The 6,786-nt window shown below is 69.4% G+C and carries 5 protein-coding genes; 3 read left to right on the forward strand and 2 right to left on the reverse strand.

Going from position 1 to position 6,786, the window contains the following annotated elements; all coding sequences use genetic code 11:
- The first annotated feature begins 73 nt into the window (after window positions 1-73).
- Window positions 74-1,399 (forward strand): RNA-binding domain-containing protein, encoded by a 1,326-nt coding sequence (locus ACIBU0_RS35940; RefSeq protein ID WP_398827092.1) that lies wholly within the window; start codon window positions 74-76, stop codon window positions 1,397-1,399.
- 87 nt (window positions 1,400-1,486) lie between these two features.
- Window positions 1,487-1,855 (forward strand): hypothetical protein, encoded by a 369-nt coding sequence (locus ACIBU0_RS35945; protein ID WP_398827094.1) that lies wholly within the window; start codon window positions 1,487-1,489, stop codon window positions 1,853-1,855.
- Between the two features lie 85 nt (window positions 1,856-1,940).
- Here the strand turns inward: ACIBU0_RS35945 and ACIBU0_RS35950 are convergent, their stop codons facing one another.
- Window positions 1,941-5,132 (reverse strand): Helicase associated domain protein, encoded by a 3,192-nt coding sequence (locus ACIBU0_RS35950; RefSeq protein ID WP_398827096.1) that lies wholly within the window; start codon window positions 5,130-5,132, stop codon window positions 1,941-1,943.
- A 95-nt stretch (window positions 5,133-5,227) separates the two neighbouring features.
- A complete protein-coding gene (locus ACIBU0_RS35955) occupies window positions 5,228-5,623 on the reverse strand; it encodes a hypothetical protein (protein ID WP_398827097.1) in 396 nt (131 codons plus the stop codon).
- Between the two features lie 163 nt (window positions 5,624-5,786).
- Between ACIBU0_RS35955 and ACIBU0_RS35960 the strand changes: the two genes are divergently transcribed.
- Window positions 5,787-5,924, forward strand: coding sequence for a hypothetical protein (locus tag ACIBU0_RS35960; RefSeq protein WP_398827099.1), 138 nt, complete (start codon window positions 5,787-5,789; stop codon window positions 5,922-5,924).
- Window positions 5,925-6,786 lie beyond the last annotated feature (862 nt).

A 6,786-nucleotide genomic window follows, 5' to 3' on the forward strand; every position in this document is an offset into this window, starting at 1 on the left:
CACTAGATTTCTTCACACGAGTGGCGAGGTCGAGCCGGTTTCGCCTTCGCACCTGAGCAAGGGGACACGCGGCATGAACGCCCGCAGCATCGATCTCGACACCCTCCGCCGCGACCTGGAGACCAGCGAGCAGGATGCCTACGTCCGGGCGATGGCTGTGCGAGCAGGCACCGGATGGGGGCTCTATCACTGCTGGGCGCTCATCGGGGCCGAGCCGCCCCAGTGGTCGGAAGCCCTGTGGGAATACCAGGACCATGCCTTCGTTGCGTGCCGTGTGCCCGCAGCGGCGCTGGCGAGCCTGTGCTCACCGGAGGCAGGCTCGGCTCTCGCTCTCGGGCCTCTTGCCGTATCGGTTCCGGCAGCGATTGGCCCCGCACACAAAAACCGGCACCCCAGCCACGCCCGGCATGAACGTGCTCCGCTGCCGGTCCCGGCAGCGGACGTCACGATCGCGCCAGCAGACCGAGGATCGCGCAACGTGCCGCAGACGATCCTGGTGGGCGAGGGCGTTCCGTCGTTCCCGGAACCCAACAGCGCTTGGCGCGCCTTTTCCGAGGGCGACTTCTCACTCATCGGCGCGCAGGGCCCGCCCGACGACCTGGCCCGGCTGCGTTTCGCCGAGGACGGCGCCTGGCTCGGCCGCGTGCACGTGACCCCGACGCAGATGGCCGTTGCCGTGGAAGGCAGCCGTGTGAACGGTGCGGAACTCGAGCTGTTCGGGGAATCCGAGCGCAGCAGCCGTCGGCTCGAAGCGGCGGGCGAGGTCACGTTCCCGCTCGCGCACGGCCTGCCTGCGCACGCGTGGCTGTGGCTGAAGCGAGGCACCATGTGGCTCGACTACCGCTCGATCGATCCTGGGTCCGGCTGGACGGGCGATCTGGACCGGGCAGGAGTGGAGATCGAGGTGCCAGTCGAGCCGCAGGTCCGCATCGAGGCCCTCATCGCCTCCGGCGAGGGACCCCAGGTCGTCAAGGAGTACCTCCCGACCAAGCAGAGCCGGCGGACCCTGAAGACCGTCGCGGCATTCGCCAACGGGGACGGCGGAACCATGGTCTTCGGCATCAATCGTGATGAGGTCACGGTCACCGGCGTGAACGAGGACAATCCGCCTCCCAAGCTACGCGACCACCTGGTCGACCTGGTGCGGGGCACCGTGTTTCCGATGCCCCACGTGGAGGCCCGGGACTACAGGATCGACGGCAAGCTGATCCTGGTCCTTGAGGTATCGCCGGGCACACACCCGCCCTACGGGCTGTCCACGCCCGACACACGCGACAAGCCCGAGTACTTTGTCCGCCGCGGCGCCAGCACCTTTCCCGCACAGCCGAACGACCTGAGCGAAGCCGTTCTCAGCAGGAGAGTCACCGAGGGCGGCACTTCCAGCAGGTTCGCAGGATGACCAGGTGATCCGGGGCGGCGGTCGCCTCCACGCGCACCCGCACCTGGGCCTCTGACCGGGTATCACCGTGGGCTCGAACTCGATCTCGTGGCTCTGGTTCAGGCTGCGTCAGCCTGGGCGGCGGAGACCGGAGCAGTCGGTGACCTGGTGCTGTCCGTCACATTCCACCGCTTCGACGGCAGCGACAGGCCCGTGCGCCTGGCCGCGTCCGAGGAGGCCTACCCGAGGGACGGCCACGTTGCACCGTTCCCGCAAAGCCCAGCACAGACCACGGTGGATCTTGGCGCCATCGTCACCGACAAGCGGGAGGCCGTGGTCGCGGCCTACGCCCTCGTCGCCGATCTGTTGGCCGACATGGGAGCGCACCAGCCTTACGTCCTGACCTCTGACGGGGACATCCAGATCGACCGGCTCAACTCCGACTACCGCCAGCAGCTCACCGGTTGGGACGCGTAGGGCGATAGCCGCCTGCCGAGCCACAGCACGAGACCCCGGTCCTCGACAGGTGCGGGGTCAGGTGGGGAAGCGGTGAGAGGCCGTCTCAGGAGGAGTCCTCCCGTTCCAAGGGCGGCCCATACTGCCCGATGATGCCGCAAATGCAGGCGCCGCCCTCGTACACCGTCTTGTCGCACTCGTCGTGGTGGTGCCGCACCGGCGGCCGCTTCGGCGGGGCGGGAGGCCGGTCAACTCCGGACCGGGCCGCTGCCCGGAGCTCGTTGTCCACGACGGCGGAGGCGATCTCGTCCTTGCGCCATTTCTCGGGGGAGTTGTGGTTCACCAGGCCGCCCGCGTAGGCCATGCGCAGCAGTTCGGCCTTGGTGTGCTTCCGCATCAGTTCCGTGAGGCGCCGCATGCGTTCCCGGCCGCGGGCCGCCTCGGCTTCACGCTCTTCGTCCGTCAGCGTGTCGGCGTGGGGGACACGCTGCCCCTGCGCAGGCACCTCCGGTGGCGTGGGCTGAGCCAGGCCGCTGTCCGTGGGTGCCGGGGCGGCCTGCTTCGGTGCTGTGCCTGCCCAGTCGACACCGAGTTCGGCGAGGGCGGCGAGTTGGTCGGCGGTGAGTTTGTCGCGCCGGGCTTTGGTGTTGGAGACCCACACCCCCAGTTTCACCACCACCGGCTCCGTCTCGCCGTCGACCCCGATCTCCTCAGCGTGGCCCCGCGGCACCGGCCGGTCCGCGCCTTCCCGCTCCACCCACTGCGCGAGGGCCGTCAGGCCCCGCTGGAACGCCTGCTGCGCCTTGCCCGAACCCTTCGTCGACCGCACGGCCGCCGGGGCACGAGAAGGCGCCTCAGCGGGCGTCACGCCCAGCCGGGACAGGCGCTCCTGCTGCTCGGTGGAAAGCTGTGCCCAAGTGACCGGATTCTTCTGCTGTTCGAGCCACCTGCCGAGATCATCGCCGTCCATCAGCACACCGGGCTGGATCTCGGGCAGGCTGCCGTCGGCGTCGACCAGGTCGGCGAGGACGCGGTAGTGCCGTTGCCAGTTGAGCGGCCACGCGCAGTTCCAGTCCGGGTCGATCGCTGTCAGCTGCGCCGCGCGTTCGGCCGCCCGCTCCGGGTCCTTGCCCAGGCCGCTCTTCTGGCCCTTGCGGCGGAGGTTGGCCATGTGCTGCCCGATGGGCACAGGTCCGCCGCCGGCCGGATCGTCCCAGACGGCGTCCTGGCGGGGGGCGAGGTGTCCGGTGGCCCGGTGGTAGGAGCGGAGTGCGGCGAGCTTGTTCTCCCAGGCCTCTTCGCCGGGCTCCCAGACCATCCCGGCCTCCGGCGCGTCCAGCAGTTCCTTGCGCCGTTCCTCCAACTCACCCGCCCGCAGGGCCTTGCGCTGCTGGTGCACCCACCGCCCGAGGGGGAAGTCCTTGGTGACGCCGACCTGGGTCTCGGTGTCATAGGGCACGGCGTAGAGGCCGGTGATCTCGTTCTCCTTCCGCCAGCGCAGAAGGGCTTGGTAGCCCTCCAGCCACACCAGCGAGTCCGGCCGGTACACGCGGGTGCGCAGGAACGCTGCGATGGTCGCCGCGTCCCGGGGAGTGCTGAAGTGGAGCAGGGCCGATTCGGCGGCGGCCTGGGTGTCGTCGTGCTCCTGGTCCTCGCCGTCACCCTCGCCGCCGGCGCCGATGATCCGGCCGTCCTCATCGCGCCGGACGTGGACCTTGCGCTTCCCGCTGGTGAGGGCGCGGGAGGCGAGTTGCTCCACAAGGCGTTCATCATGCGAGCGCAGGCCCTGGAGCACCGCCACAAGGGGGCGGAACGAGGCGGAGGCGACCATGTCCTGCGGGTCCTCGCCGGGCTCCAGGAAGGCCGGCACGATGATCCTGGCCACCTTGGTGCTGCCGTCGCGGTTCAACCTGAGCGCGCGGCCGATGTTCTGGACGATCTCGACCTGGGAGCCGCGGGTGTCGGCGAAGCAGACGGCCTCGACTCCGCGCTCGCCGGTGATGTCCACGCCTTCCCCGAGCACGCGACAGCTGGCGAGGAAGGCGCGGTGGACCCGGCGCCCGGCCGCGTCGATGCCGTTGGCGAACTGGCGCAGGACCTCGCGCCGCTCGGTCACGAGGTGGTCGCCGCACAGCCACGCCGACCACACCCGGTCCGGGGGTACGTGGCGGCCGGCCTCGAGTTCGTAGAACTCCGCGTCGATCGATGACTTCGGCAGCTTCTCCGCCTGCGCCAGGTCGTCGGAGGCGTCGTTGACATACAGCTCGGCTGCGGTCTGCGGCAGCTTCTCCGCGAAAGCGGCGGCCTCCTCCACCTTCTGGTGGAACGTCATGACCGTACGCAGGTTGTACGCCGCCGCGTGCTCCAGGAGGGCGGTCTGCAACAGGGCCAGTCGCCGGCCCCGCAGCGCTTCCTCCGGCAGGCCGAGCACCCGGGAGGGGTCGCGGATCTCCAGGACGTCGATCTCGAAGGGGGCGAGGATTTCCCGCTCGATCGCCTCGGAGAGCCCGAGTTCGGCCAGCCATGCGCCGTAGGTGCCGCCGGGGTCGTCGGCCATGGTCGCGATCCCCGCCTCCTGGCCGTCCGCGCCCTTCTGTGGGCGGGGCGCGGCGAGGATGCGCGGGGTCGCGGTCAGGTACAGCCGGAAGTCGGCGGGGATGCGGGCGTTGTCGTGGATCGCCGCCCAGGGCCTGCCAAGATCGCCTGCGGTTCCGTGGGCTTCGTCGATGATGGCGAGGTCGAAACCGCTCATCTGCTGGCCGTAGAGGCGCTGTCCGCCCTCCAGAGCGGCCTCCAGCGGGCCGCGCGTCTTCCTGCGCGCTGTGCCGCCTCCGCTGCCCTGCCATGGCTCGTAGAGGCGTTCCTGCTCCTGGAGGGCCTCGTAGTCGTCGCGGTCCACGAGAGAGGCGTACGTGGCGAACACGACCACGGGCCCCGAGCCGGCCCACAGGGCCAGCTGGATGGGATTGGTGGTGGTGCGCACCCCCAGCTCGTTCAGGACCGGGTCGTTCTCCAGCGAGCACACCGCGACCATGGGGGAGCGGTGACCCACCGCCCGCCACGCCTGGGCGGTCTGCACGAGCAGGTCCAGGGTCGGCACCGTGACGAGGATCCGTCCCTCGGGGAAGCACTCCAGCGCGCTCGCGGCAGCCATGATCGTTTTACCCGAGCCGGTCGCTGACACGATCGTGCCACGGGCACCCTGAGGGGGCACAGATGACCTTGCAGGAAATCCGACCCACCTACGAAAGGCCGACTTCTGATCTACCTGGTGTTTCTTGAGTGGAACCCTGCTCATCGCCCGTCTCTTTCCCCCATGTCGTACAGCCAGCTGTTCTGAAGCCTTTCGAGCGCGATTTCCTCCTGGCCGTGCTTCGCCCAGATCCCTTCGAGTCAGAGCGGGGACGTCTCGATCCTCTCGCACAGCACCAGGAACCCTGGCAGGTCGATCAGCACGAGCTCGCCCGCGAACAGGCCGCCGGGCCCGTAGCGGCGCCACAGCCGCTCCAGCCGCGCCCGGTGCTCGTGCAGGTACGCCTCCAACGCCTGCGGGTAGGTCTCCCGCTCCGCCATGCGCACGGTCCGCAGGGCGACGTCCACGAGCTCCCGGGCCGACTCCCTGTCCCACTGCTCCGAGCTGGTGCCGGTCACGGCCGAGTAGTGCTGCTCGCAGACGGCGAGGACCTGCTCGATGAGCTCCGCCGGGGCCTCGCTGTCCTCGTCATCGCGAGGGCGCCGGCCCTCGGCTTCCAATAGACGCACGGAGGGCCGGGTGTCGGCTTCCACCATGTCCAGGCCGTGAGGGGCGAGGTGGGCAAGGAGAAGGCGGGACAGGACCTGCCCGTCCCTGGCGTACAGCTGAGCGTGCTCCTCTCTGCTGTCGGGGGAGACGATGGCTCGTTGTGAAGACGGTGTCGAAGAAACACTCCGACAGGACGTCGACCAGCTCCGGGTGTGCAGACGCCGACTGGTCGTCCAGGGCGGCAACAGCGGCATCCATGACCGCAGTGAGGAACCGCCCGCGAGCGGCCTGCAGTTGACGAGCCTCGCTCTGCGGGCTCTCCTCGACGGCTTCCACAACGCGGTATAAGCCCTGGTCCCCGTACAGGCCACCCGGCTTCTCCTTCGCCCGGCGCACCTTTGCCACGGCCTCCTCAACCGACTGCCGTAGGTGTAGTTCGTCACCACCGAGGCCCCGGGGTGAGCCGGGTCGGTCTGCTGCGCCACGATCCGATAGCGGATCAGCCCGGAGTCAGACTCCACCGCCCCACCGCCCTCGCCTTCCTGACGGTCCCGCAGCGCCTGGCGCCAGCGGTCCGCCTGGGCGTCGTTCTCGGGGAGTAGGCGTCCCACGCTGTGCCGCCCATCAGGGTCCAGATGCGCCGCAGCTCGTTCCGCCGGACCGCGGCTAGCCGCTCCTCCTGCACTGGGAGGCCACGGCCGGTCGTCACGGTTTTCCAGGCCACCCGCAGCCACATACCGCTCGTGGATCTGCTGCGCCGTCAATCCGGTAACCTCATGTTGGATTTCCTCCCGCTTTGAGCCGCATTTCGACACTCAGCGAATTCAAGTTGTCTCCCCGGTTTCTGGCCCCCACGTGGTTGGGGGTGTCCCATGTTTACGCCAACGGTACATGGTGCATCTGATGCACTCACTACATTGGAACTCGACACAAACGAGCGACCCTCCCCCTCGTAGCCAGCCCGGCCCGCGACAGCGGGCCTAACGGTTCTGGAGGCGCAGCCGGAAGGGCCGTCAGGCGGGGGAGCGCAGCAGACCCGCCCAACCAGGCTGGAGCGAAGCGAAGGCCTGGTAGCGGGACGCAGTCCCGCTGGTCCGGGAGCGAAGCGGACGGACTGTCAACCCCGGTGCGCAGCACCGGGGTTGTGTGGGTGGCGCAGCCACCCACCAGCGCTCCCGCGGAGCGGGAGCGCAACACCCGTGCGCAGCAC

This window comes from Streptomyces sp. NPDC049627, assembly GCF_044465645.1.
Taxonomy (GTDB): domain Bacteria; phylum Actinomycetota; class Actinomycetes; order Streptomycetales; family Streptomycetaceae; genus Streptomyces.

Bases quoted from the DNA above. Each gene is read 5' to 3' on its own strand.
- ACIBU0_RS35940 (WP_398827092.1), top strand. From the start codon at position 74: ATGAACGCCCGCAGCATCGATCTCGACACCCTCCGCCGCGACCTGGAG.
- ACIBU0_RS35950 (WP_398827096.1), bottom strand. From the start codon at position 5,132: ATGAGCAGGGTTCCACTCAAGAAACACCAGGTAGATCAGAAGTCGGCC.
- ACIBU0_RS35955 (WP_398827097.1), bottom strand. From the start codon at position 5,623: ATGGTGGAAGCCGACACCCGGCCCTCCGTGCGTCTATTGGAAGCCGAG.